The organism is Akkermansia sp. GGCC_0220, assembly GCF_017566105.1.
In the GTDB taxonomy this organism is placed as follows: Bacteria; Verrucomicrobiota; Verrucomicrobiia; order Verrucomicrobiales; family Akkermansiaceae; genus Akkermansia; species Akkermansia massiliensis.
The window spans coordinates 92,578-111,614 of sequence record NZ_JABFCI010000010.1 but is presented as its reverse complement, the minus strand read 5'-3'; the positions used below and the strand labels follow the sequence as shown (position 1 = coordinate 111,614).

Sequence of the window (19,037 nt, the reverse complement as noted above, 5' to 3'; positions counted from 1 at the left end):
AAGTCTACCATTTTCACCTCCCTTGTCAATTTTTTTCGAGTCGTTTTTGCGGAGATTTTTTTAGCATTCTAAATATTACTGATTATTAACGTATTACATTTTTCTCTTTTCCCGCAAAAAAGACCCCTTTCATCACGAAAGGGGCCTAAACGTTTCAGAATTCTTAAGCTTCCGCCTGTTTTTTCTTCATGGCTACATACTGGTGCATGAGGGGTAATTCCCGGAGTGCATTCACAGCGTCTTTTTTCGCCTGGGCGTAGTCTTTTTTCTCCATGGCCATTTCCATCATGACTTGATAGCAAGCCGCATTATAACCACCGTCATCCCGCGTATTGAAATCTTTCATGATCTGGAGGGCATGCCGGGCCGCTTGATAGTTGTATCCACGCATTTCATCCGACCCATTCAGGATTTTCAGGAGGTAAGAAGCCAGGGAGTCTTCCTTCGGAAAACGCTTCAGCACTTGGTCTATGATGTCCGCCACCTTTTGGTAGTCCTTCTCCTTCCAGGCTTTCCCCGCCTGAACTTCCGCCACTGTAGAGGCAAACCATCCGTCATCGGCAAATCGCTCGGCGTTTTCCTCAATCAGTTTTCTGTATTCATCAAATTTCTTTTCCTTGCGCAGTTCAAAAGATTTTTTGATGACAGCCTGCAGGGCCTGCTGATGAGCTTTGCGCTTCGCATCCTCCTCAGCAAACCGGTTCTTGTCAAAAGAGTCCCAGAGGGCCGTTTCCGCCACCCACGCGGGCATCCTTTTAATTTCCCCCGCCCACAGCAATGTTCCGTCACGAACGACGGCGGCGGCAGGGAACGAATTAAGCTTCAGGGAATCAAAAAGTTCCATTACGGAATGGTCCGACGGAATACCGACAGGGTAGGCAGTCCATCCTTCCGGACCAGACAGATATTCCTGCATCTGTTTTTGATCCATCGGAATGACACCCAATACCACAGCCTTCACCTTGGGATTGTCCAGAAGACCATATTTTTTCAGGACTACATCAAGCGTTTTCCCCGGAGCTCCATCACTCCACATGCCATTGTTCCTCGCAGCTCCTCTCCAGAAGCTGATAAATACGGTTTTGTCAGAAGGCAAGCCCGTCAGCCCGGGATGATTGAACCAATTCAGCTTGCTGAAAAGGGGCGTGTATTCCTTGTCTTCCTGCACAGGCCCCATTTCCTGCATTTTCCGAGGAGGCTCCGGCTTAATTTCCTCAGCTACCTGGTCCACAAGGGATTGGAACGTCTCTGAATTGCCCGAAAGCTGCTGCAGCTTCGTCCACGCCTTGCTGATGGAGGTCAGGGAAAGCGCCTTTTCCATATCCCGAAGCGCTTCCTTCATGTTGCCCTGCCGCTCCCGGAGTTCACCCATCAGACGCCAGGGAAGGGAGGCTTCCTTGTTGCCTTTCCTTGAGATTTCAATGCAACGGTTCAGGCACCGCTCCACCAGAGCGGCATCCATCTTGCCGGCAGGAACTGATTTTCCCTCCATCAAGGTTCCAGCCACATTGATCTGCACGCGGTAGTTGTCCGGATATTCCTTGCACAAGCTGTCAAGTACCGACTGTGCTTCCTGGAATTCTCCTTTTTCCGCCAGTACGATGAACGGGACCATCTTCAGTTGAATCATCTGATCCTGCTGAAATTCCCTTGAATCCTGGATTTGCTTTAAAAACGCCATGGCTCCCTGTTTTCCTTCTTTCCGGACCACCTCGCCCAGCTTTTTCGAGACTTCCCGATAACGCTTCCACTCACGGGCGCCTGCATCAGAATTTTCCGACGGAAGGGAAGCGGCGGAAAAATCAGGTTTCAACATGGCCTGCATGATTTCTTCCGAGAGTTTTACGGGATGTCCACGCCAGATGAGTTTACCGTTCTTTACGGCAAACGCATGCGGAATGCCGTTCACATCCATAGGAGCCAGCCATTTTTCCCTGGTTCTCTTTCCATCCACATCCACCGCCATTGTGTAAGTGAGGGGAGACGGCCGGTTTTTTAAAAATTCCTTCAGAGCCTCCGGAGATTTCCGGTCCATGACATTGACTCCTATGATCTGCATGCCCGGGTTGTCTTTAAATGCCTGATGCAGTTGTTCCATATGGGGCATGGCGGCCAGGCACGGCCCGCACCAAGTGGCCCAGAATTCAAAGATGTATACCTTGTCCTTTTCCCATTCCTTGACAGGCGTTCCCTGCAGCCATACTTCCGGCAATCCCTCCAGGGAAAGGGTGGGAAGAGCATCCGCAGAAGCGGCAGTTTTATTTTCTTTTTTTTCAGGAGAGGCAGCCAGTAAAGGCATTCCCGCAGACATCACAAAAACCGCGGAACACCCCAAGGCGAATAAAGAGGAATTTAACATGATAACACGGTACTCCCGGAACGGGCTTCGTCAAGCCAATAGAAGAAGATGAACCAGAAAGTATCCCTCCCAACGGGCGCTCCTTTTCCGGAACAGCGGTAAAAATACCTTGAAGAAGGAAGAATATTAAACATGAAGTTTTTCGTCTAAAATAAGAAAACAGGCGCTTCCAGGATTCACATTTTTTTGAGTTTCATTGGATTTAGGAAAAACGATTTACCTTTTCGGATACACAAAGACAATATTATTTTCTAAAATAGAAAATATGCCAGAAATGGCTTGCCAGATTTTTCTGAATGCGAAAAATGCGCGCATGGATGAAATGAAGTCCAGCATCAGAAAGTTTCTTGCCCTTACGAAGATGACACGTGACGAGTTCGCCGATCTTTGCGGCGTTAGCAAAAGCCAGGTTGATAAATGGCTTTCTACTGTTCCTATTCCCCGTGCACGACAACGCCTCATCATCAGAATCATGAAAGAGGAGTACGCCAAACACGCACGTTTGGTGCAGACCAAGAACCCGAACAGTATTTATGTTCCCGTTACTCCTCAAAAGTATGAGAAGTTCAGAAATGAAGCGGAACGCCACGGTTTGACCGTTCCGGAATGGGCTAGTGAGGCTTTGGATGCTCTTTCCAGCATCAAGAGCAAAAGTTAAAAGCAGGGTTCAATATCCCGGAACAGTTCCAAGGAAAGAGAAAATAGCGTTTCAAACGCTGCCATCCTATTTTTTCTTTCATCACATAACCTGCATCAATTCATGTCTGACGACGATATACGCACCATGGTCAAGGAATGGCTGCAATGCCAAAACCGCAAGTCCTACCAATTGGCGGAGGAAATAGGAATCCGGCCCCAGACGTTTTACGCACAGATGAGCGTTCGCAAAATATCGGCCAATACGAAAAAAGCACTTTCCCGAATCATTCCGAAACTGGCTGCCGATGCGGATTTAAACGCTTCTTCCTCTGAGAAAGAAAACAATCCTGAAAAGCTTAAAATCAAGGAATGGCTCCGCACACACGGTAAAACGCGCCAATGGCTGGCGGAACAATGCCGGGTTTCCGTCCGCACCGTGCACACCTGGTTTGCCTTTCGCGGCAGCATTCCCGTCACCCAGTCCCTTTTCATCGGCAAGCTGATGAGTGAGGGCGAACCCTGGAAAATTCAAATATCAAATACCATTCCCGTGATTTTTTCAGAGACGGAAATGAGCATTATCCACAAGTTTCAGGAACGCCATCCGGAGATCGACCTTCCCATGTACGGCATGCATAAAATTCTGGAGTTGTGCGTAAATGTACTCGTTCAGGATGAATATTCAAATCCTCTCCAAACTTCCGGTTTCATCAGAACCCCAGAGATTTGCACCCGGGAGGCAGAATAAAAAAATATTCTGCCTCCCAGTTCCCTTTCTGTGAATACATGCGCTATTGAATGCACTAGCCCCGTGCGCGGACCATCTCCGGAACTCCTCAGTATTCCCGCCAGCCTGAGCCGTTTCTTTCCATCCAGTATGGCGCCCATTCGGAGGCCCTTCCCTCCCCTTCCGGTGTGATGACGGCAGAAGGATTTTTTAACTACGGCCCCCATTCCATCAGTTCCATCGCCCAACAGGATTGATTGAAGAACAGGAGGCCTCCTTTTCCGTGCACAAGATAAGAGCGGGAACTGCTATTTCTTCCGACAACGGAGCAAGACAGCCACACGGGATAATGCCGCTTTATTCAGGCCGCCCATCCGCATTTGCACCATTTCCGGCCCCGTTCCACCGTTCTTGCAGGGATGCTTCCACCGATGAAAGAAACTTTTCCCTCACATGAAAGAACCCCGTTTTTCTTAAAAAGAATACGGGGTTCCGAAAGATGGCACGTCCAACTGGATTCGAACCAGTGACCCACTGCTTAGAAGGCAGTTGCTCTATCCAACTGAGCTATGGACGCATGGTGCGGAAAAAGATTAACAGAGTTCATCTCGGCTTGGCAAGCCCGTATCTTTTAAAAGCGCGCTTTCAGCCGCCGGGTCAGCAGTTATCCGGGAAAGAGATGCCTGCCAGGGCAGTCCCGAATTCCCGCACCAGCGGTTCCTGACGGGAGAACATGCGTTCCCGTTCTTCCGGCTCCGTGTCTATGTAGCCGTGCAGGTGCAGGAGACCATGCACCATGTACCGGAAGAGCTCCCTGAAAACCGGCTCATTGAATTCCGACGCCTGCCGGATGGCGGTATCATAACTGACGATGATTTCCCCCATTCCGTCCCCATGCGGGAAGGTGATGACGTCCGTCACCGTGGGATCATTCAGAAAACGGGCGTGCACGTCCCGGATCACGTCATCGTCCACCACGCTTATTTCCACCTCGTCCAATCCGGAGAGGACGGGCACAGGGCCTTCAGGCAATGCCAGCACAGCGGGGAGGCAGGCATCCAGGGCACGGACCAGGGCATCCGCAACGGACGGACTGAGACGCCCTTCTTCCAGATGATTATAAAGTTCCAGACGCGGTTTCATTTTTCTCCGTATCCGTCCCGTCCTTCTGCTCCACCTCTGCGGGCTTTTCCTGCTGGCCGGCATCGGGCAGTTCCATGATTTCCGGAACAGCTTTGCCTTCCCCTTCCTTTTTCTCCGCTTTTTCCTCTTCCTTCATGGCAGCCACCACAGGAAGAACAGGCTTTTCAATTTTTGCCTCCGGATTGTGGGAAGGATACGCAATGCGGTTGTGGTGAATGCTTTTCAGCGTCTTGATGAAGCTGTTGCGGATTTTCTTGAGATCCCCGAAGGTAAGGCCGCAATCGTCCAAATGGCCGTCCACCACCCTCTGCTTCAGGAGTTCATCCACCCTTTTCTGCATTTCCTCACAGGAGATTTTTCCCATGGAGCGCGTGGCGCTTTCCACGATGTCCGCCAGGCTGACGATGCCCGTTTCCTTGCTCTGGGGGTTGGGGCCCTTGTAGCGGAAGTTGGATTCCACCACTTCCGGCACGTCGTCCGGAGAAGCCAGTCCGCTTTCCACCCTGCTCAGGATTTCATCCCGGTATTGAAGGGCCTTCCGGTAAAAGAAGTAGGCCAGCGAGGTGCCGTGATGCTGCTCAATAACATCCACCAGAGGACGCGGAAGGTTGTTCGCCCTGGCCAGCTCCACCCCGTCCTGAACGTGGTCGATGATGATGCGGGCGCTCATGCTGGGCGTGAGCTCATCATGGGGGTTGGGGCCGTCCATGATGTTTTCAATGAAGTAGAGGGGGTTCTGCATTTTGCCGATGTCATGGTAATAGGCCGCTACCCGGCATTCAATGGGATTGGCGCCGATGGCTTCCGCGGCCGCTTCCGCCAGCTGGGCGACCATCAGGCAGTGGTGGAAGGTACCCGGGGCTTCCATTTGCAGCCTCTTCATCAGCGGGCGGTTCATGTCCGCCATTTCCAGCCAGGAAATGGGCGTAATGATTTTAAAGACACCTTCTATAATAGGCAGTACGCCGCTGATCAGCACGCTGGTCAGCATGCTTACGCCAAACGCCACGGCCAGGCATACCAGTACGCCTACCAGGTTGTAGTCCCACGCCTGGAGATTGATGACGCCCATGATGCAGCACAATACCATGACGAGCAGCCCCACGAAGAAGCCCGCGCGCAGCAACTGGGCACGGTTCCGCAGGTTATGGGTAAGCAGCACGGTGAGCATGCCGGAGAGGGAGCTCAAGATCCAGAATTGGACCTGCTTTTCCGGTACGTACTGCTCCGGCAGGATGAAGAATCCACCGAGCATGCAGATGGAGATGGTGGCGAACATGCCCAGCAGCGGCCCCAGCAGCACCGTTACAATCAGCGGTGCCATCATATAGGGCAGGTACAGGAGTTCGTTGCCGATGTCGGACGTAATATCAGCCGTCACATGCCGGATAAGGCCAAAGAACAGGAGCTGGACCAGAATGGCCCCCCACGTGACGACAAAGGTTTTGTTTTTCCTGCGCAGGGAACCGGCGCAAAGCCAGTACATGGGCATCAGCGCCAGCGTCACGGAGAAGAGCAGAAAGGCTTCCGACACATGGTGCCAGACGGATTTCCCCCAATGGGGGCTGTAACTGCCCATCCATTGAAGAACGATGAAGACCAGCACGCACAGGCCCACGGATACCGCCAGGCTGGAGTCCAGGCGGTCACCGGGGGAGCGGGGCACGGAGGCCGCCTCTTCCGGTTTTTTTCCTTCTTTTGCCGCTGCTGCGGCATGTTTTTTCAGAAAATGAAACATGATTGATTATTTGGGGTACACTTCGGAAACCTCCGGAATAGTGCCCAGCCTGGCCATCTCCTCTTCAATGAGGGGATTGACACCCTGCTGCACCATTTCCATGGAGACTCTCAGGGCATTGCGGATAGCGACGGGGGTGGAGCTGCCATGCGCAATGATCGTCACGCCCCGGACGCCCAGCAGGGGGCTTCCCCCCACGGAGTCTGCAGAGAGGCGCGCCTTCATGGCGCGGAATGCGCCGGAAGCGCAGGCGGCTCCCATCATGCGGAGCGGGTTTGCCTGAAGTTCCTCCTTCAGCCATTTGCCGAACGCCTTGGCGGTGGCCTCGCAGGTTTTCAGCAGGACGTTCCCGGTAAAGCCGTCCGTCAGCGCCACGTCTATTTCATGTTCAAAGAGATCATGGCCTTCCACATTGCCCACAAATTTAAAAGGGAGCGCGCCGCGCTCCTCCAGATGCTTCAACAGACAAAAAGTTCCCTTGGTAAAGTCCGTTCCCTTTTCATCCTCGGAGCCATTGCTCATGACGCCCACCTTGGGCATCGGCTTGCCGTATACGGAACGCGCCAGAATGCTGGCCATAACGGCATAGCCCACCAGATGACGGGGCTTGGCGTCCGGATTGGCTCCGGTGTCCGTCACATTGCAGACTCCGAATTCATTCGGAAGCTGGGTCACGATGCCCGCGCGCTCCACGCCGTTGAGCAGCCTGAGCTTGATGGTGGCGGCCGCTACGGCCGCGCCCGTGTTGCCCGCGCTGACCACGGCGTCCGCATCCCCGGTCTTGACCAGGTCCACGGAGACGGACATGGAAGAGTTTTTCTTTTTCCTTACCGCCAGCAGCCCGGATTCATTCATTTCCACCACTTCCGCGGCGGGAACGATTTCCACGCGCGGACCGGAAAGCCCCCAGCGGTCACAGGAGCTGCGCACCACCTCTTCCCTCCCCACAAGATAGATTTTTTCAATGAGAGGGAAATCCTGCAGGGCCCGCTTCGCCCCGTCCATGTTAATATCGGGCGCATTGTCGCCGCCCATCACATCCAGTGCAATCTTCATAGTATTTGTTGAAGAAATGTGTTAGCAGAAAAAAAAGCCTGCTTCAAGCAAGTTCAGCCGCTTTGCGGAGCAAAAGCGGCTGGAGAGGTCTACATGGTAGCGCCGCAGTACGGCGATAACTTTCAAGGCAAATGCGGCGCCTGCGGAGCTTACGCTTCCGCCTTCACCACGATTTCCTTGCCGGAGCGGGTCGTGTACGTACCGCAATTGGGGCAGGCGGTATGACCGGGGGTGCTGCTGCCGCAATTCTGGCACTTGCGGAGCTTCGGAGCACGCCATGCCTGCGCGGCAAGGCGGGTACGCTGCTTCATCTTGGACGTTCTGCGCTTAGGTGCTGCCATAATTTTAGTTGGTAAAAAGGTGATTAATGATGATCCCCCAGCTCATTGAGGGCGTCCCACACGCCGCTATTCTTGCTCGGGGCAGAACTGTTTACACCCGTTCCCCCCTCTTTGTCCACTCCAAAATATGGAGTTTTCGCCATACAGTCATTTTCCATGCCTCCGTCCGCACATTTCGGATAGGCAGGAAAATCCAGGACTATTTCCTCCCTCATGGAGTCTGAAACGTCCACAACACTCTGTGCGTCAATTTCAAAAGAGGCGGCAAAATCGCTCACCTCCACCACGTAGTCAAAGTAGCCCAGGCAGCGCACGCAACGGAATTTGAACGGAGCGGAAATATTGCCCCGTACGAATAATTCGTTTTCAAATCTCTGCACCTGCAAGTCAAAAGCAAGAGGCCCAATGGAAGTAACCTCTTCATCATCGATGCCGAAGATTTCGGAATCCAGCTCACCGCTGTATTTTTTCCCCGCTTCCGGCAAGTTTTCAAGCTCTACCAGCAATCTTTTCATGAATGCATCTTACAGGCAGACTCCACGCCTGACAAGCAGACAGGGCGGCACCATCCCCGGAAAAGGGCAGGAATGACACATCCCCTCCCTCCCACCGGCGGCGCTAATTCCGCTCCGGCCTAACCGGGAGGCCATTCCAGCTTGCGGCCTGCCAGCAGGTGCATGTGCAGATGGGGTACCGCCTCTCCGGCGTCCGGGCCGTTGTTGATGACCAGGCGGAAGCCGCTTTCATCCAGGTGGAGGGTCCGTGCAATCCGTCCGGCGGCCAGCATCATATGGCCCAGCAGGGCGGCGTCTTCCTCCCCTGCACCGGAAAGGCGGGGAATGGGTTTGCGAGGAACCAGCAGCAGGTGTTCCGGAGCCTGGGGGCTGATGTCCCGGAAGCAGACGCATTGTTCATCCTGGTACACGATGTCCGCAGGGATTTCCCCGGAACAGATTTTTTCAAATAACGTAGCGGCCATAAGTTCAAAAAGGGATTCGCGGTGATTGTAGCATATCCGGGGAGCCGTGGACAAGTCATTCCCTGGCGGCGGAGGCGCGGCGCAGGCGGTCCATGATGGCCCGGCCCAGCCCGGCTTCCGGAACGGATTCCGCCACGATGACGTCAATGGCTTCATTTTCATCCATCTGCCTCATCAGGGCAAACAGGCGCACGGCAGCCTCCGCCAGCCGTCCGCTGCCGGGGCTCATGGCCACCACTTCCGTCCAACTGCCCTCCTGGGCAAGATCAGACGTTCCCTCATAGGAGAGCAGACCGTACCGCACTCCTTCCACGGGCACGAATTCTTCCCCGGCTTCCAGCAGCGTCATGGGTTTGCGCGGAGCGTAATGGCTGCCGAGCTGGCCCGGAGCATCCGCCGGAGCTTCTTCCGAAACGGGACGGACAGCAGGCTTGCGGCGCACCACCTTCACCAGGTTCCGAAACTGCTCCCGGGTCACCGGACCTTCACGCAGCAGTTCCAGCGCGGGCTTTCCCTTCTCGTCAAGCATGGGACGCACGATGGTGCTTTCCAGCCCCTCGGAGCAGGCTCCGGCGTCCAGAATCATTTCTATGCGTCCATCCAGCTCCTTCTGCACGGCGGAGGCGGAAGTAGGGCTGATATGGCCGAAGCGGTTGGCGCTGGGCGCGGCCACGGGGCGGCCCAGCGCTTTCGCCACCCCGCGCATGGCGGGATGCGCGCTTACGCGCACGGCCACCGTAGGCAGGCCGCTGGTCACGATGTCCGGGATGATGTCCGCCTTCGGCAATACCATCGTCAGCGGCCCCGGCCAGAATTTGGAGGCCAGCGTATGCACCAGTTCCTTCAGTTCCTCCGGAATGGCGGTGTATTTGTCCACCTCCTTTCCATGATGAACATGGATAATCAGGGGATCGAAGGAGGGCCTTCCCTTGGCTTCAAAAACTCTGGCTACCGCTTCCGGATTCAAGGCATCCGCTCCCAGGCCATACACGGTCTCCGTGGGGATTCCCACCAGCGCTCCCGCAGCCAGCGCTTCCGCCGCACGAACATACAGCTTGCGGTTGTCTGACAGGGGGTCTACCTCGAACATTTCGGTTTGCATGGCCTTATCCTTGCCTGAAGGAAGCTCCTGCGTCAAGTAAGACCTCCTTCCCCGGAGGGGAGAAGCCGTCAAATTCGCGGGAGTGCGGCATCTCAGCCGGACATGAAGGTTCCTGGCCTTCCCCTATTTGCCAAACCGGGCCTCCTTGACCCTTCCCATTGCGGCATTCCGCCCGGAGCGGAAGCAGGAGACGGAAAAGGCCATACGGCTAAAAAGTTGTTTTCTCACGCCGCCGGATTGAGTACAATCAGGCCATGAAGGGGGCCGCGCCAACATCCTTGCCAAACATCATCCTGATCGGGCTGATGGGGTGCGGCAAAACGACCATCGGGAAGGAATTGCACCGGGAGACGAGCCTTCGTTTCACGGATACGGACCAGATGATCGAGCACCAGACGGGAATGAGCATTCCGCAGATTTTCAAGGCTCATGGAGAATCACATTTCCGTGACCTGGAAACCGGAATTCTGCGCCAATTGCATGGGGCGGCCAGGCAAAGCCGCATTATTTCAACAGGCGGCGGCATCACTATCAGGCCGGAAAACCGGGACCTGCTGAAAAAGCTGGGCTTCGTCGTCTGGCTTCATACGGATGTGAACACCCTGTACCAGCGCATTTCCAGATGCACCAACCGCCCCCTGCTCCAGCAGCCCAATCCCAAAGCCGTGCTGGGGCGCCTCATGAAAGAGCGGCATGATTTTTACCGGGAAACGGCGCACCTGACCATTGACACGGCCAATCTTCACATTCATGAGATCGCGTTCGGCATTCTGGAATCCGCCAGGGTGTTCCAGTCCCGCCGGCAGTGACGCCGGGCCGTTTTTCTATGTACGGGAGATTCCCGACGCAGGGATGCCACCTGACAATTCTCCCGCATCAGCGCAAGAAACAACAAAAGGCGGTCCCCGTCAGAGGAACGCCTTCAGGAAAGATGATGAAGAACCGGGCTTAGGCCTTGCGGGCCTTGCGGATCATGGAATTGACCGTTTCAGAGGGCTGCGCGCCGTTGGCAAGCCACTTGTCAACCTTTTCCAGGTTGATGGTGTAGTTGACGCCTTCCTTCATGGGATCATAGGAGCCCACTTGTTCGATGTAACGGCCGTCGCGACGAGCACGGCTGTCGACAACTACGATTTTATAGTAAGGACGGTCCTTGGAACCCTGACGGTTGAGTCTGATTGCTACTGCCATATCAATTATAAGTAAAAGGTGTTAATGGGGAACTTGCGCGCCTTGTCACTCACATGCGTGCGCGTTCAGCTCCCCACAGCGGGTGCAGATGTATGCGATATAATGGAGTCATTGTCAATACCAGAGTTATTTTTCCGAGAAAAAAGCCGTTCCCTCCCATCTCCGCATCAGGAAAAACTTTCCACCGCCATGCGCCCGAAGGAGTACAGCATGCTGAGGCCGAACCCCGCCAGCACAAGAGACAGCACTCCATCCACCCCTCCGGCATGCCGGTCATAAAAGGACCGGATAGGCTGCCAGCGGAAAACCAGAGCCCACAGAATCCACCCCGCCGTCCCAGTCACCACGATCAATGCGCCAAGGAACAGGGCATAGGAAGGGTCATGATTCTTTTCCAGCAGCGGGGCGGAGAGGGCCACGAAGAAGAACGTGGCCTTGGGGTTCATCAGGTTGGTCACCAGGGCATCCCGGTAAATGCCGGAAGCCGGGGGAATATCCCCGCTCCCGGCAAGGCTGCCCTTCCTCCCCCGCGGCCATATCTTCCACGCCAGGTACAGCATCCAGCAGGAGGCGGCACAGAAAAGCACCAGCCCCAGGGAGCTGTGAAAAACGGAAGCCCCCACCGTGCAAGCCAGCGCCGCGTGGGCGACCACCCCTGTTCCAATGCCCAGAGCCGCCATCACCCCGGCGCCAAAGCCGTAAGCCAGGGTGCTCCGGGTGACAAAAGCCTGGTCAGGGCCCGGAGACGCCTGGGAGAGCAGCAGGATTCCTGCGAATATGAGTTCTTCCGTCATGGGATAAAACGGCCTTATGCCCTGGGATGCGCCTGCCTGTAAACTTCCGCCATTCTGGCCCGCGTCACATGCGTATAAATCTGAGTGGTGGACAGGGAGGCATGGCCCAGCAGTTCCTGGACGGAACGAAGATCCGCCCCGGCATCCAGAATGTGCGTGGCAAACGTGTGCCTGATCTTGTGGGGGGAAATGGTGAAAGGAATGGAAGACAGCTTCACGTACTTGTCCAGCATCATCTGAACGGCGCGCGCGCTGAGCCGGGTTCCTATGCGGGAGACAAACAGGGGGGAATTCTTAGGCAGGCAGGCCATGGAGGCATAGGCCTCCAGAGCCGCCAGCGCAGGAGCGCCCACAGGCAGAATGCGCTCCTTGCGCCCCTTTCCCATCACGCGCACCCCCCGGAAACGGTGGTCCACGCTGCTGACGTCCAGCCCCACCAGTTCACTCAGGCGCATCCCGCAGGAATAAAAAAGTTCCAGAATAGCCGCGTCACGGTAGGGAAGCCACGCGGGGGCATTCGCAGGAACAGGCGTCTTGTACGGCAGCTCCAGCAATTCCAGCATCTGGTTAAGCGTCAGGAAAACGGGCAGGTTTTTCTTTTTCCTGGGGAGGGAGACGCCCGTCATCGGGCTCGCTTCCAGGCTGCGCCGCCGCATCATGAAACGGTAAAAACTGCGCAGGGCGGCAAACCTCAGGCGGATGGAGGCCGTGGCGGCCTCATCCTTCAATTCCTGGAACAGCCAGTCCCTCATCTGGTCCGGAGTACAGTTTTCCCACCCCGTGAACATCCCGTCCGCCCAGGCCCGGAACTGGCGCAGCGCGCGGGCATACACCTCCACCGTATGGGGGGAGGCCTGCTTTTCCACCTCCAGATATTGCAGGAAGGCCTGTTCTGGTTCCAGAGGGTTCTCCATCATGAAGAATAAAATTATTCCGTGCCCTTCTCCTTTTCCTCCCCGCTGTTCACGGGAGCCTCCTTCAGCAGCACTTCACTGATATTCGCCCGGATGAACAGGTCAATGTCGTCCGGTTCCTCCATGGCATACAGGGGACTGTCCTTATGGCTGTCCGCCAGAGCCTGCTCCTTCTCCACCGGGCTGAGCACGCCATCCTGGTCCAGGTCGTAAAGGTCCATCATCTCCTTCATTCTGGCCTGGTACAGAGCCGCAGCATCCTTCATGACAGCGGCATGCTCCTCCGGATCAATGCGGCCGTTTCCGTTGGCGTCATACTTCTGCATCAGCATGTTCCGGGTCAGCAGGAACAGGCCGGGAGCCACCATGAAGCGCTTCCGGGCCGCCGTCCGGATTTCCACCATGGGCATTTCCCTCCCTTCGCCGGGAGGGGGGGGAGGAGGGGGCAGCTCGCCCCGCCTGTCCGGGGCGGCGTCCGGCCTGCGGGAACCGCGGCGTTTCTCCACATGCTCCCGGAAGGCCTTGTACTCTTCCGGAGAAAGCTTTCCGTCCCCATCCTTGTCAAACTGCATCAGGAACTTCTTCCGGGCTTCCCTTTGCGCGGCGCGCGCATCCTCCACCAGCCGGGCCTTGTCCTGTTCGGACAAAATGCCCGTTCCTGTGCTGTCATACCGGTCCAGAACCATCTGGCGGATCAGCAGGGTTACCTGAAGACATTCCAGTCCGGGCCTGGGAACAGGCTCCCCTTCCCTGCGGTCTACGGAAGCCGCGGTCTGACCTGCCGCAGGCGGCAGAAAACCGAACGCCAGCGCCGCGGAACAGGACAGGATGAACGTGTGAGGCAATCTCATGATCATTCTTATTAACCCCGCCGGGAAAAGACGGTTTCAAAAATAAACATCCGCCCTTGCCGTCAGGCGACACGGGCGGATGCTGAAAACGTACGGAAGGCGGAAAACCTTACTTCTCCACTTGAACGATGGCGTTCTTTTCCAGTTCAACCACCACGCCTTCCGCAATCTTGAGGGAGACGGTGCGGTCATTCACCTTTTCCACAAATCCGTGCAGCCCGGCGTTCGTGACCACCTTGTCCCCGCGCTGCAGGGCCGCGATGCGCGCCTGCTGTTCCTTCTGGGCCTTTCTCTGGGGGCGGATCAGCATCACCCAGAACAGGACGATGATGATCACAAACATGAACATGGGGCTGCTGAGAATCTGCTGGAACATATTGGAGGGTTCCTGTCCGGCGGCGGCCGCCGCATCCTGAGCCTGTGCTAACATGAAGATATTCATAAAATGTCGTTTGCTTTGTACCGCGCGATGAATGAATCCTTGAAGGAGCCGAACGTGCCGGCGGCTATGGCCTCACGCGCCTGAGCCATTAGCCGGAGATAGAATTCCAGATTCTGGAAAGAAAGCAATCTTAAAGCGAGTATTTCACCGGCTTTGAACAGGTGGCGCACGTAAGCGCGGGAGAATTGTGTGACATGCGGATGCCCTTCCGGGTCGATCGGGCGGGAATCCGCCGCCCAGCGCTGGTTCTTGATATGCATGGGGCCGTCCGGAGTCAGGGCCACGCCGTGGCGCGCCAGGCGGGTAGGCATCACGCAGTCAAACATGTCCACGCCGCGGGCGATCATCTCCAATAGCTGGGGAGGCGTGCCCAGCCCCATGGCATACCGCGGCTTGTCCTCCGGCAGCCAGGGTGCGGAATGGTCGATGGCCCGGAGCATCTCCTCCTCCGGCTCTCCCACGGAAACGCCCCCGATGGCATAACCGTCAAACTCCATGGCGGCCAGTTCCTCCGCGCACCTCTTTCTCAAATCCGCATACACGGACCCCTGCACAATGCCGAAATGGTGCTGACGCCCTTCCCCGGAACGGGGCCGGTGCTCCTGCACCCAGTCCTTGCAGCGGCGCGCCCACCGGAGCGTATAGCCCAGGGAGGCTTCCGCGTACTTCCTGTCGCAGGGATAAGGGGGGCACTCGTCAAACAGCATGGCAATGTCACTGCCCAAGTCCGCCTGGATCTCCATGGAACGCTCCGGACTCAGCATCATGTACGCGCCGTCCAGATGGTTCTGGAAGCGCACCCCTTCCTCCGTAATCTTGCGGAGCTTGGCAAGGGACCAGACCTGGAAACCGCCGGAATCCGTCAGAATGGGGCGGTTCCAGGAGGAAAACCGGTGCAGGCCGCCCATTTCCCGGATCAGGGCGGAACCGGGACGCAGGGACAAATGGTAGGTATTCCCCAGAATAATCCGGGCCCCCAGCGTCTCCAAATCCTGCGGATGCATGGTTTTCACGGAACCCTGCGTTCCCACCGGCATGAAGATGGGGGTGGGAACCCGGCCGTGCGGCAAATCAAGCGTGCCCAGGCGCGCAGCCGTGGAGGAATCTTTCTGGTGAAGTGTAAAAGGCATCGGAATCAGGCTTTCTGCAATTTAATGAAGCGGGCGCGGTAAATCGGTTTTCCCATGGACTCCCATTGAAGCTGGAAATCCGTCCGGGGATAAAAAAACTCATCATCCTCCCAACCGGACCGGCTGAACAGGCCGCTGCGCGCCACATGGTCCAGCACCCACAGGAAATACTCCTCATGATCCGTTTTAAACAGGAACTCCCCGCCGTCCGCCAGGGAACGGTGCAGCACGGGCAGAAAATCATCCTGCACCAGGCGGTTCTTGTGGTGCCTCTCCTTGGGCCACGGGTCCGGGCACAAATAGTGAAGCCGGGAAACGCAGCCGGGCCGCACCATCCATTCCAGGAAATAACGGCTCTCCACCCGGAGCACCTTCACGTTTTCCAGGCCGCGGACGGCTGCCCGGGAGCAAACGCCCCGCACGCGGCCCAACAGCCGCTCAATGCCCAGAAAACGGCGTTCCGGATAATGGGCCGCCATCTGGAGCAGGAACCCTCCGTCTCCACAGCCCAGATCCACTTCAAACGGGCCGTCCGTTCCAAAAATATCGGAAGGCGCCAGCACCTTGAAAAAATCGTCTGGAATGAAGGCCGGATCTGTCATGGGAATCAACGTGCGGATAAGATGCGTTACAAAACGGACTCTGTCAAATGAGAAGAGCCCCTCCCCGCAAACATGGCGGGAAGAGGCCCGGCAAGGCGGAACGGCCGCACCCGGACAGCCGGACGGCATCAGCTCCGGTAATAAAGGCGGTTGTAAATCTTGCGGTCAAAACGATAATAGCGCGCGGCGCGGTGGGCCACGCCCTCCTCCTTCTCATCCAGCGGCACAATGTAGGGACGGGAGGCAATCTTCTTGTGGAAATTGCGCACGTCCATGGGCTTGCCGTGAATCTCCTCATTCAGCCGCCGGAGCTGAAGCGCCGTAAACTTGGCGGGCAGCATGTCGTAAATCAGCGCGGGCTCCTTCTTCACGGAAGAACGTATCCTCTCCAGAGCCAGATCAATAATGTCCCGGTGGTCAAACGCCAGCTCCGGCAGGCCGTCCACGGGCACCCAGCGGGTTTTGTGGCTCTCCATCAGCTTGCGCAGCTTGGTGGAAATCCTCAGCATGGCCATGTAAGCCACCGTCACCAGGCGGCCTATCTTCTGGCCGGAGATGGCCTCCACCCACTCCCTGTCCGCCGGATTCTTGATGCGCGACGGCGCGCCGAAGGTATGGAACTGCTCCAAATGGGGGGAAGACATGCCGGTCATGTCAAACAGGATACGGCGTGCGGCGGCGTCAAGTTCTTCCTCCTCATAAATCAAATCACCGGGCAGCTTGGAAATAGCGCCGGTATGGCCGGGTGCGACATGTGTCTTTTCAACCAGAAGGACCTTCAGCCCTTCCTCATCGAACCCGATCAACACACAATCCACTGAGAGATGCGGATAAAATGCCTGTCTGCTCATTATGTTATCTATTATTTGTAGTAAGTTCCCAGAATCGCACCAACGCTACGCAAGCGGCCCAGTCAAGTCAACCAAAATCAAAACAAGATCGGCAAAGGCCATTCCATCCCTCTCCCTGTCCCTGCGGCCCGGCTGCCGCAGACACGCCAGCATTCCCGGCGGCGGCGTCCTCTCCGGAGCGGGAAAACGCATCGGCGTCTTGCATTACCCCATCTTCCCGGCCATATAATAAGGCATGCAGACGGGCATCATCAGGGGAGCGGCCATGCTGGCCGGGCTGTTATGGCTGGCCTCCTGCTCCTCCTCACCCAAAAGCCGGGACTATACGGGCTACATGACCCGCCCCTACACCATCCGGGGCCACCGCTACCACCCCATGAGCGTGGAACAGGCGCTGTCCTATGAACAAACGGGCATCGCCTCCCATTATAATGAATGCGCGCTGTGGGGGCTCGTCAGCGGAGAAACGGCCATCGGGGAAAACGTGCGCCCCTGGCACCTGCACGCGGCGCATCCCACCCTGCCCCTCCCGTGCGAGGTGCTCGTCCAGTCCCTCCGCACGGGAAAAACCGTGAAAGTGCGCGTCAACGACCGGGGCCCCTTCATCAAAAACCGCATCATTGACCTGAGTGAAAAAGCTGCAGAACGGCTGGACATGAAACACCACGGACTGGACAGGGTCAGAATCACCGTCCTCTCCGTGGGAGACGGGAAATGGAAAAGGGAAGCGCCGCCCTACGCCACGCCTGCCTGACCCTTCACTTCAGCACGTTCTGCGTGGTCTTGAAATGCATCTTGGCCACCTTTGGAAGCATCTGCTCCCCATGCTGGGCCACCAACTGGCGAGCGGCCTTTACAACCTGGCCGGAAGCCCCCAGCGGCAGCTTCATGCCGGCGGCCTCTCCCGCCGCATCCATCCAGTTCACAAAACGTTCGCGCGCCAGAATGGACGCCGCGGCCACCGCCACGTCACTTTCCGCCCGGACGCGCTGTTCCAGCCTGATGGACAGCTTTTTGGCCGCCAGGGCCCTTTTCAGTACAAACGGATTGGCAAACTGGTCGCTCAGCGCCATGGGGCAGTCCGGCACCTTGGCCGCCAGGCCCTCAATCACCGTGGCATGCCCCCAGGCCAGAAAACGGTTCAAATTCTTGAACTCCGGATAAAGCTGGTTGTACCTCTCCGGGCCGATGCTCACCAGATGGAACCGGATGCCGGGCACCCTGCGTATCCCTTCCGCCAGGGAACGGATTCTGGAGGAAGAACCCACCAGCTTGCTGTCACAGACGCCCAGCTTGCGCAACGCGGCGCCTATGCGCCCGTCCGCATAAACACCGGCCACCACCAGAGGGCCGAAATAATCCCCCTTGCCGCTCTCATCAATGCCGAAATGGGCTCCCTTACCCCCCTCATCCTCTTCCGCTTCCTCCTGCAGTGACAGGAGGCCGGTCACCTGCGGCTCCAGCGTAAACTCTATAAAATCGTCCGTTCCCTTCCCCTGTAAAAGAAGCTTGTTCTTCTTCTCATAAACCGTCACCAGCAGGGAAGGCCCGGCAAAGGAAAAGCGCGCGTAGGGAACCTCCCTTCTTTCAAACCCCTTTCCCTCAAGAATGGACTCAAGCCTTCCGGCCTGAGCGTCAGTCAGCATGGTTGTAAACGTGGTGCGCATATGCTCCCTCCCGGCGCCGGAACGCCCGGCGGGAAATAATGGAAGCATTCAAACCGTTCCGGTCAAGCAAAATCCCCGCATCACGCAGTTGAGGACGCAAAAATCAAGCATGCCACGGATTATGTGATTTTTTAGGAGACAAATCACGCACGCTGAACTATAAAACTCATACATTCATATCATTCTGCACTCCATATGGCTAAAACATTAACAAAACGAGACCTCGTTAACAAGATCAGCGCCGAAACCAACTTCACCCAGATTGAAGTGTTCGACATCGTACAGCGTGCCGTGGACATTATCTCCAGCACACTTGCGGAAGGTGACCGTGTGGTGATTCGCAACTTTGGTACCTTCCAGGTGAAGGAAGTGAAGCCCAAGGTAGGCCGCAATCCCAAGAATCCTGACCAGGACGTGCCGATTCCGGCCCGCTCCGTCGTCAAATTCAAGGTCGGCAAGGAACTGAAGGACCAGGTCGCCAAGCTGACCGCCTCCAAGTAATCCCCGCAGG

22 protein-coding genes and 1 tRNA gene are annotated in these 19,037 nt (G+C 56.5%); 5 read left to right on the top strand and 18 right to left on the bottom strand.

The genetic code is table 11. From position 1 onward, the window contains the following. Positions 1 to 163 precede the first annotated feature (163 nt). Positions 164 to 2,299: a TlpA disulfide reductase family protein gene (locus HJW02_RS08820; protein WP_180971071.1), complete on the bottom strand. Its 2,136-nt coding sequence runs from the start codon at positions 2,297 to 2,299 to the stop codon at positions 164 to 166. Positions 2,300 to 2,624: 325 nt separating this feature from the next. On the opposite strand from HJW02_RS08820, the gene HJW02_RS08815 reads away from it, so the two are divergent. Both HJW02_RS08815 and HJW02_RS08810 read left to right on the top strand, forming a co-directional pair. After that, on the top strand, positions 2,625 to 3,017 hold the full coding sequence (locus tag HJW02_RS08815; protein WP_022395910.1) for a hypothetical protein: 393 nt from the start codon (positions 2,625 to 2,627) through the stop codon (positions 3,015 to 3,017). 102 nt (positions 3,018 to 3,119) lie between these two features. Further along, positions 3,120 to 3,746, top strand: coding sequence for a hypothetical protein (locus tag HJW02_RS08810; RefSeq protein ID WP_146018238.1), 627 nt, complete (start codon positions 3,120 to 3,122; stop codon positions 3,744 to 3,746). A 479-nt stretch (positions 3,747 to 4,225) separates the two neighbouring features. Here the strand turns inward: HJW02_RS08810 and HJW02_RS08805 are convergent. From HJW02_RS08805 to HJW02_RS08770, 8 genes are all read right to left on the bottom strand, one after another. Further along, positions 4,226 to 4,302: transfer RNA gene (locus HJW02_RS08805), tRNA-Arg, on the bottom strand. Between the two features lie 80 nt (positions 4,303 to 4,382). Continuing rightward, positions 4,383 to 4,868, bottom strand: coding sequence for an rRNA maturation RNase YbeY (gene ybeY / locus HJW02_RS08800; RefSeq protein ID WP_180971072.1), 486 nt, complete (start codon positions 4,866 to 4,868; stop codon positions 4,383 to 4,385). Continuing rightward, positions 4,843 to 6,606 (bottom strand): HDIG domain-containing metalloprotein, encoded by a 1,764-nt coding sequence (locus tag HJW02_RS08795; protein WP_102721845.1) that lies wholly within the window; start codon positions 6,604 to 6,606, stop codon positions 4,843 to 4,845. The genes ybeY and HJW02_RS08795 overlap by 26 nt, the downstream gene beginning before the upstream one ends. A gap of 6 nt (positions 6,607 to 6,612) precedes the next feature. Continuing rightward, positions 6,613 to 7,662 (bottom strand): phosphate acyltransferase PlsX, encoded by a 1,050-nt coding sequence (gene plsX, locus HJW02_RS08790; protein ID WP_102721846.1) that lies wholly within the window; start codon positions 7,660 to 7,662, stop codon positions 6,613 to 6,615. Between the two features lie 149 nt (positions 7,663 to 7,811). Further along, entirely contained in the window at positions 7,812 to 8,003 is a 192-nt protein-coding gene (rpmF, locus tag HJW02_RS08785; protein WP_012419324.1) for a 50S ribosomal protein L32, read from the bottom strand. A 23-nt stretch (positions 8,004 to 8,026) separates the two neighbouring features. Then, the gene (locus HJW02_RS08780; RefSeq protein WP_022397821.1) at positions 8,027 to 8,518 is read right to left on the bottom strand and encodes a hypothetical protein; all 492 of its coding nucleotides are present in this window, start codon (positions 8,516 to 8,518) and stop codon (positions 8,027 to 8,029) included. Between the two features lie 119 nt (positions 8,519 to 8,637). After that, positions 8,638 to 8,982 (bottom strand): histidine triad nucleotide-binding protein, encoded by a 345-nt coding sequence (locus HJW02_RS08775; protein WP_022397820.1) that lies wholly within the window; start codon positions 8,980 to 8,982, stop codon positions 8,638 to 8,640. 55 nt (positions 8,983 to 9,037) lie between these two features. Then, positions 9,038 to 10,084: an L-threonylcarbamoyladenylate synthase gene (locus tag HJW02_RS08770; RefSeq protein WP_102721952.1), complete on the bottom strand. Its 1,047-nt coding sequence runs from the start codon at positions 10,082 to 10,084 to the stop codon at positions 9,038 to 9,040. 278 nt (positions 10,085 to 10,362) lie between these two features. Between HJW02_RS08770 and HJW02_RS08765 the strand changes: the two genes are divergently transcribed. Then, positions 10,363 to 10,893 carry a shikimate kinase gene (locus HJW02_RS08765; protein WP_180971073.1) on the top strand — a complete coding sequence of 177 codons (531 nt, stop codon included), beginning with the start codon at positions 10,363 to 10,365 and terminating at the stop codon, positions 10,891 to 10,893. A gap of 139 nt (positions 10,894 to 11,032) precedes the next feature. Here the strand turns inward: HJW02_RS08765 and rpsP are convergent, their stop codons facing one another. The 8 genes from rpsP to HJW02_RS08725 all read right to left on the bottom strand — a co-directional run bounded on the left by rpsP (position 11,033) and on the right by HJW02_RS08725 (position 16,859). Continuing rightward, the gene (gene rpsP, locus HJW02_RS08760; RefSeq protein ID WP_012419329.1) at positions 11,033 to 11,275 is read right to left on the bottom strand and encodes a 30S ribosomal protein S16; all 243 of its coding nucleotides are present in this window, start codon (positions 11,273 to 11,275) and stop codon (positions 11,033 to 11,035) included. 167 nt (positions 11,276 to 11,442) lie between these two features. Next, the gene (locus HJW02_RS08755) at positions 11,443 to 12,069 is read right to left on the bottom strand and encodes a LysE family translocator (RefSeq protein ID WP_022397817.1); all 627 of its coding nucleotides are present in this window, start codon (positions 12,067 to 12,069) and stop codon (positions 11,443 to 11,445) included. Between the two features lie 14 nt (positions 12,070 to 12,083). After that, complete coding sequence (locus HJW02_RS08750; protein ID WP_102721849.1) at positions 12,084 to 12,986, bottom strand: tyrosine recombinase XerC; 903 nt, start codon at positions 12,984 to 12,986, stop codon at positions 12,084 to 12,086. A gap of 11 nt (positions 12,987 to 12,997) precedes the next feature. Further along, entirely contained in the window at positions 12,998 to 13,834 is an 837-nt protein-coding gene (locus tag HJW02_RS08745) for an EF-hand domain-containing protein (protein WP_180971074.1), read from the bottom strand. A 109-nt stretch (positions 13,835 to 13,943) separates the two neighbouring features. Next, complete coding sequence (gene yajC / locus HJW02_RS08740; RefSeq protein ID WP_240454344.1) at positions 13,944 to 14,264, bottom strand: preprotein translocase subunit YajC; 321 nt, start codon at positions 14,262 to 14,264, stop codon at positions 13,944 to 13,946. Between the two features lie 8 nt (positions 14,265 to 14,272). Further along, positions 14,273 to 15,406, bottom strand: coding sequence for a tRNA guanosine(34) transglycosylase Tgt (gene tgt, locus HJW02_RS08735; RefSeq protein WP_022397813.1), 1,134 nt, complete (start codon positions 15,404 to 15,406; stop codon positions 14,273 to 14,275). A gap of 5 nt (positions 15,407 to 15,411) precedes the next feature. Further along, positions 15,412 to 16,008 carry a tRNA (guanosine(46)-N7)-methyltransferase TrmB gene (gene trmB, locus HJW02_RS08730; RefSeq protein ID WP_022397812.1) on the bottom strand — a complete coding sequence of 199 codons (597 nt, stop codon included), beginning with the start codon at positions 16,006 to 16,008 and terminating at the stop codon, positions 15,412 to 15,414. Between the two features lie 128 nt (positions 16,009 to 16,136). After that, positions 16,137 to 16,859: an NUDIX domain-containing protein gene (locus HJW02_RS08725; protein WP_102721851.1), complete on the bottom strand. Its 723-nt coding sequence runs from the start codon at positions 16,857 to 16,859 to the stop codon at positions 16,137 to 16,139. 235 nt (positions 16,860 to 17,094) lie between these two features. Here HJW02_RS08725 and HJW02_RS08720 point away from each other — a divergent pair, with 235 nt between their 5' ends. Then, the gene (locus HJW02_RS08720) at positions 17,095 to 17,613 is read left to right on the top strand and encodes a septal ring lytic transglycosylase RlpA family protein (protein WP_022397810.1); all 519 of its coding nucleotides are present in this window, start codon (positions 17,095 to 17,097) and stop codon (positions 17,611 to 17,613) included. Positions 17,614 to 17,617: 4 nt separating this feature from the next. Here HJW02_RS08720 and rnhC read toward each other — a convergent pair whose 3' ends face one another. Further along, a complete protein-coding gene (gene rnhC, locus HJW02_RS08715) occupies positions 17,618 to 18,505 on the bottom strand; it encodes a ribonuclease HIII (protein ID WP_215832632.1) in 888 nt (295 codons plus the stop codon). Positions 18,506 to 18,685: 180 nt separating this feature from the next. Between rnhC and HJW02_RS08710 the strand changes: the two genes are divergently transcribed. After that, positions 18,686 to 19,027: an HU family DNA-binding protein gene (locus HJW02_RS08710; RefSeq protein WP_306419612.1), complete on the top strand. Its 342-nt coding sequence runs from the start codon at positions 18,686 to 18,688 to the stop codon at positions 19,025 to 19,027. Positions 19,028 to 19,037 lie beyond the last annotated feature (10 nt).

Excerpts from the sequence above, each read along its gene's own strand:
- HJW02_RS08820 (WP_180971071.1), bottom strand. The coding sequence starts at position 2,299 with ATGCCTTTACTGGCTGCCTCTCCTGAAAAAAAAGAAAATAAAACTGCC.
- HJW02_RS08815 (WP_022395910.1), top strand. The coding sequence starts at position 2,625 with ATGCCAGAAATGGCTTGCCAGATTTTTCTGAATGCGAAAAATGCGCGC.
- HJW02_RS08810 (WP_146018238.1), top strand. The coding sequence starts at position 3,120 with ATGTCTGACGACGATATACGCACCATGGTCAAGGAATGGCTGCAATGC.
- ybeY (WP_180971072.1), bottom strand. The coding sequence starts at position 4,868 with ATGAAACCGCGTCTGGAACTTTATAATCATCTGGAAGAAGGGCGTCTC.
- HJW02_RS08795 (WP_102721845.1), bottom strand. The coding sequence starts at position 6,606 with ATGTTTCATTTTCTGAAAAAACATGCCGCAGCAGCGGCAAAAGAAGGA.
- plsX (WP_102721846.1), bottom strand. The coding sequence starts at position 7,662 with ATGAAGATTGCACTGGATGTGATGGGCGGCGACAATGCGCCCGATATT.
- rpmF (WP_012419324.1), bottom strand. The coding sequence starts at position 8,003 with ATGGCAGCACCTAAGCGCAGAACGTCCAAGATGAAGCAGCGTACCCGC.
- HJW02_RS08780 (WP_022397821.1), bottom strand. The coding sequence starts at position 8,518 with ATGAAAAGATTGCTGGTAGAGCTTGAAAACTTGCCGGAAGCGGGGAAA.
- HJW02_RS08775 (WP_022397820.1), bottom strand. The coding sequence starts at position 8,982 with ATGGCCGCTACGTTATTTGAAAAAATCTGTTCCGGGGAAATCCCTGCG.
- HJW02_RS08770 (WP_102721952.1), bottom strand. The coding sequence starts at position 10,084 with ATGCAAACCGAAATGTTCGAGGTAGACCCCCTGTCAGACAACCGCAAG.
- rpsP (WP_012419329.1), bottom strand. The coding sequence starts at position 11,275 with ATGGCAGTAGCAATCAGACTCAACCGTCAGGGTTCCAAGGACCGTCCT.
- HJW02_RS08755 (WP_022397817.1), bottom strand. The coding sequence starts at position 12,069 with ATGACGGAAGAACTCATATTCGCAGGAATCCTGCTGCTCTCCCAGGCG.
- HJW02_RS08750 (WP_102721849.1), bottom strand. The coding sequence starts at position 12,986 with ATGATGGAGAACCCTCTGGAACCAGAACAGGCCTTCCTGCAATATCTG.
- HJW02_RS08745 (WP_180971074.1), bottom strand. The coding sequence starts at position 13,834 with ATGAGATTGCCTCACACGTTCATCCTGTCCTGTTCCGCGGCGCTGGCG.
- yajC (WP_240454344.1), bottom strand. The coding sequence starts at position 14,264 with ATGTTAGCACAGGCTCAGGATGCGGCGGCCGCCGCCGGACAGGAACCC.
- tgt (WP_022397813.1), bottom strand. The coding sequence starts at position 15,406 with ATGCCTTTTACACTTCACCAGAAAGATTCCTCCACGGCTGCGCGCCTG.
- trmB (WP_022397812.1), bottom strand. The coding sequence starts at position 16,008 with ATGACAGATCCGGCCTTCATTCCAGACGATTTTTTCAAGGTGCTGGCG.
- HJW02_RS08725 (WP_102721851.1), bottom strand. The coding sequence starts at position 16,859 with ATGAGCAGACAGGCATTTTATCCGCATCTCTCAGTGGATTGTGTGTTG.
- HJW02_RS08720 (WP_022397810.1), top strand. The coding sequence starts at position 17,095 with ATGCAGACGGGCATCATCAGGGGAGCGGCCATGCTGGCCGGGCTGTTA.
- rnhC (WP_215832632.1), bottom strand. The coding sequence starts at position 18,505 with ATGCTGACTGACGCTCAGGCCGGAAGGCTTGAGTCCATTCTTGAGGGA.